The 4,284-nt window shown below is 36.5% G+C and carries 4 protein-coding genes and 1 pseudogene; 3 read left to right on the top strand and 2 right to left on the bottom strand.

What is annotated here, in order from left to right; genetic code table 11:
- Positions 1-546: 546 nt before the first annotated feature.
- The 3 genes and pseudogenes from EDM02_RS00035 to EDM02_RS00025 all read left to right on the top strand — a co-directional run bounded on the left by EDM02_RS00035 (position 547) and on the right by EDM02_RS00025 (position 2,255).
- Complete coding sequence (locus EDM02_RS00035; protein ID WP_123662077.1) at positions 547-1,509, top strand: Rpn family recombination-promoting nuclease/putative transposase; 963 nt, start codon at positions 547-549, stop codon at positions 1,507-1,509.
- Between the two features lie 88 nt (positions 1,510-1,597).
- A pseudogene (locus EDM02_RS05850) lies at positions 1,598-1,768 on the top strand (PD-(D/E)XK nuclease family transposase); the annotation flags it as partial.
- 22 nt (positions 1,769-1,790) lie between these two features.
- Positions 1,791-2,255 carry a FliH/SctL family protein gene (locus EDM02_RS00025; RefSeq protein WP_123662075.1) on the top strand — a complete coding sequence of 155 codons (465 nt, stop codon included), beginning with the start codon at positions 1,791-1,793 and terminating at the stop codon, positions 2,253-2,255.
- Between the two features lie 147 nt (positions 2,256-2,402).
- Here the strand turns inward: EDM02_RS00025 and pheS are convergent, their stop codons facing one another.
- Positions 2,403-3,458, bottom strand: a complete 1,056-nt coding sequence (pheS, locus tag EDM02_RS00020; RefSeq protein WP_123662073.1) for a phenylalanine--tRNA ligase subunit alpha — start codon at positions 3,456-3,458, stop codon at positions 2,403-2,405.
- 30 nt (positions 3,459-3,488) lie between these two features.
- Complete coding sequence (locus EDM02_RS00015; RefSeq protein ID WP_123662071.1) at positions 3,489-4,163, bottom strand: hypothetical protein; 675 nt, start codon at positions 4,161-4,163, stop codon at positions 3,489-3,491.
- Positions 4,164-4,284 lie beyond the last annotated feature (121 nt).

Raw genomic sequence — 4,284 nt, 5'->3', positions numbered from 1 at the left:
AGAATGGGATATGCAAAAAGACTTACGGAGGAAGACAGGCCTCGAATAACCTTATCCTTATATGTAATGATTTTAATTATTTTTTTTGTACATAATGTCAGTTTTTACTATTTATTTCGTACAATTGACCCATGTGCACGAGACAAAAAAATTATTAGACTAGACATACGCTAGCATAAAAGGCATNAGAGGAAGGTATCCAAATAGGAAAAGAAGAAGGTATCCAAATAGGCAAAGAGGAAGGTATCCAAATAGGCAAAGAGGAAGGTATCCAAATAGGTAAAGAAGAAGGTATCCAAATAGGAAAAGAAGAAGGTATCCAAATAGGGGAAACCCAAAAAGCCATGGCTATAGCCCAAAATTTGCTTCAAGAAAAGCTACCTATTGCCTATGTAGCCAAAGTTACTGGTTTAACCATTAGCCAAGTAGAACAGTTATATAACGTATCTTCCCAATAAATAAACAGAACGAGTAACACATGCCTAATTACGTATGGTAAGCATACATGCCAAGTGTATCAATTTTAAAACCTAAATTATAGTTAATATGCAAGCCATTACGCCTCGTGTGGATGTAGCCTTTAAGAAACTTTTTGGCGTAGAGGAAAATAAAGACTTATTGATTTCGTTAATCAACGCCATTGTTTCAGCAGAAGATCAAGTAGCAGATATTATATTGCTTAATCCCTACAATCCGCAAAACTTTCGAGGAGATAAAGCATCTATATTGGATCTCAAAGCTAAGGCAGTAGATGGTAAACTATTTAATATTGAAATCCAAATCAGTGATGAAGCAGATTATGATAAAAGGGCTTTGTTTTATTGGGCCAAATTGTATACTGAACAGCTACAAGCAGGACAAGGCTATGGAAACTTATCTAAAGCCATTGGCATCCATATTCTGAACTTTATTTCTATTGTAGAGGAACCCAAATACCATAATGTATTTCGTATCACAGAAGAAGAAAGTAATGCACTGTATTTTAAAGACTTAGAATTACACACCATTGAACTAAAGAAGTTTACCGATAACCCAAACGAAGCCTTAACCGATTTAATCGATAAGGTTAAGACAGCACTAGATAGATGGGTAGCCTTTTTAACAAGACATGATTTGCTAAACAAAGACAACTTACCTCCTCCTTTAAACGATGTCCATTTAAAAAAGGCGCTACAGGTACTGAATGTTATGAACTTCACGCCAGAAGAACGCACCTTGTATGAAGGCCATTTAAAGTGGTTATGGGTCGAAGAAAATACAGTTAAAAAAGCTAAAAATGAGGGCAAAGAGGAAGGTATCCAAATAGGCAAAGAAGAAGGTATCCAAATAGGAAAAGAGGAAGGTATCCAAATGGGAAAAGAGGAAGGTATCCAAATAGGGGAAACCCAAAAAGCCATGGCTATAGCCCAAAATTTGCTTCAAGAAAAGCTACCTATTGCCTATATAGCCAAAGTTACTGGTTTAACCATTAGCCAAGTAGAACAGTTATACAACGTATCTTCCCAATAAATAAACAGAACGAGTAACACATGCCTAATTACGTATTGTAAGCATACATGCCAAGTGTATCAATTTTAAAACCTAAATTATAGTTAATATGCAAGCCATTACGCCTCGTGTGGATGTAGCCTTTAAGAAACTTTTTGGCGTAGAGGAAAATAAAGACTTATTGATTTCGTTAATCAACGCCATTGTTTCAGCAGAAGATCAAGTAGCAGATATTACATTGCTTAATCCCTACAATCCGCAAAACTTTCGAGGAGATAAAGCNACTACAGGTACTGAATGTTATGAACTTCACGCCAGAAGAACGTACCTTGTATGAAGGCCATTTAAAGTGGTTATGGGTCGAAGAAAATACAGTTAAAAAAGCTAAAAATGAGGGCAAAGAGGAAGGTATCCAAATAGGAAAAGAAGAAGGTATCCAAATAGGAAAAGAAGAAGGTATCCAAATAGGCAAAGAGAAAGGTATCCAAATAGGCAAAGAAGAAGGTATCCAAATAGGTAAAGAAGAAGGTATCCAAATAGGCAAAGAAGAAGGTATCCAAATAGGCAAAGAGGAAGGTATCCAATTAGGTAAAGAAGAAGGTATCCAATTAGGCAAAGAGGAAGGTATCCAATTAGGAGAAACCCAAAAAGCCATGGCTATAGCCCAAAATTTGCTTCAAGAAAAGCTACCTATTGCCTATGTAGCCAAGGTTACGGGTTTAACCATTAACCAAGTAGAACAGTTATACAACGTCTTTTCCCAATAAACAGAACCAGTAACAGCATGCCTAATTACGTAAAAATAACTACAATGGAGGTATCCGTTCAGTGGTGTGATTTACACTTCACTTCTAATAAGCTGGAAGAGATACGGATACAATGATGGATGTCTATGGCAACGGTCTCGGTATGGCTTAAGTGACTGAAGGACATCCATTAAAATCTGCGCAAGCGGTAAATTGTTGTAAAAAAGCAATGTGATTTTCAGAAAATAACCGTAAATCGTCAATTTGGTAGAGTAACATGGCTATGCGTTCTAAGCCCATGCCAAAAGCAAAGCCACTGTATTGATCAGGATCGATGTGGCAGTTGGCTAGTACGCTAGGATCTATCATCCCTGCGCCTAATATTTCCACCCAGCCTGAATGTTTACAAATTGTACATTTTTTTCCTTGGCATAATCTGCAGCTTATATCTACCTCTGCACTAGGTTCTGTAAAAGGAAAATAAGAAGCTCTAAAACGTAGCTTTGTTTCTGAGCCGAACATTTCCCGTACAAAATGGTAAATGGTCTCCTTTAAGTCTATAAAAGTAACATATGTGTTAATATACATGCCATCGACTTGATGAAAGAAGCAATGCGATCGTGCGGAAATATCCTCATTTCTGAATACACGTCCCGCAGTAATAGATCGGAGGGGAGGTAGTTGTGAGCTACAGGTTGAAACCTGTACAGAAGTGGTATGGGTGCGCAATAAGAGATCTGGATTGCGTTGCAGAAAGAAGGTATCCTGCATTTCTCTTGCGGGATGATTTTTAGGAAAATTGAGCGCACCAAAGTTATACCAATCTCCTACCATTTCTGGGCCTTCTGCAAAATTAAAACCTATTCGTTCAAATATGGAGATGACCTTGTTTTGTACGATTCGTAAGGGATGCAGACTCCCTATTGAACTACCGATAGGAGGAAGTGTTACATCTATTGATGGCTTAGTATCGCCTAGTGAAGTTTGCTGTTCCAGTTGTTTTACGGCCTGTTTAAATTTTTGTGCTGCTTCGTTTTTTAAGCGATTGAGGGCAGGGCTTATGGCTTTTTTATCTGCAATAGGGCATTCCTTGAATTTCTCAAATAAAGCAGCAATACTTCCTTTTTTACTGATAAAATTGCGTCGAAAGGTTTCTAACGTTTCTTTATCAGAGATAACAGCACTTTCAATTTTTTGTTGTAAATCTGCGATTGTGTCAATCATATATGTCAATCATACTACATACCATCAAAATTACCATTTATATTGTATACCGCCTGTAATATTAATACTATTAAATTTTTTATCAGGATAACCAGTGTTGGAGGTATTATTAGGGTTTAGCGGGGTATCAAGCATTACAAATATTGCAAATTTTTTGGAGCAAAAATAATTACCACCTAAAGCAATGTCTATGATTTCTTCCAATTTTTTAGGACTACCATCCTCATATTTTACAATGGTTGAGCCATGTAAATGCAAGCTGCCTGTTAGGGATAGTTTCGGATGAGGCCTATAAGAAAACGTTGGTTTGAATCTATATTTAGGCTTATTATACCACCAGATAGGTGATGATGTATTTTTCTCATATAGGTAATACGTTCCTTTTATAGATGTGTTAAGCTTTGCGTTAGGAATAGTATACTCTACTATTCCCGTAGCTTTTACTACGTTATGGGTATTTTCATTATAAAGAAGTTTGTATGTAGTACTTTGAGCGTCCGCAACTACCATTCTAGGCAGGTTTTTTAGTTGACGATAAGTTACATTGAGGTGATAAGATAAATCAGATGAAAAACTGCCATTAATACCACCATAGACATTAAGGTATTGATGATAATGAGATAGCTTATAATTTTTATTTATAAAAGGATTTTTTTCTATTACCTTATATAGGCAGAGTCGTTTTACACTACCACCAAGTCCCATACCTCCTATTCCTATATAAGAAGTAAACTGTTTGGTAGCGGCATGGCTGATTTTAACGATGGGGTAAAGATCAAAATTAGGGATTATACCAATAATTGGATCGTTGTGGTAGGCTATTTTT

Source organism: Candidatus Cardinium hertigii (genome assembly GCF_003788695.1).
This window is presented reverse-complemented; position numbering and strand designations above follow the sequence as displayed.